We start from the raw sequence: 238 nt of genomic DNA on the forward strand, positions 1-238 counted from the left end.
CCCTTCGCGCTTGCGGTCTTCCATCGCGGCCTCGGACATCTTGTCGTCGGCGCGGGTCGCGCCCCGCTCGGTGAGCCGGGAGGCGGCGATCTCGGTGATCACGGCGTCCAGCGTGGTGGCGTCGGAGTCGACGGCGCCCGTGCAGGACATGTCGCCCACGGTGCGGTAGCGGACCAGGCGCCGCTGGGTGCTCTCGCCGTCCTTCGGGCCGCCCCACTCGCCGGCGGTCAGCCACATG

General features: G+C 73.5%; 1 pseudogene. It reads right to left on the minus strand.

Annotated features, from left to right (window positions below):
* A pseudogene (locus ADK52_RS13520) lies at positions 1-238 on the minus strand (sulfate adenylyltransferase small subunit); the annotation flags it as partial.

The organism is Streptomyces sp. WM6372, from assembly GCF_001279655.1.
GTDB lineage: Bacteria > Actinomycetota > Actinomycetes > Streptomycetales > Streptomycetaceae > Streptomyces.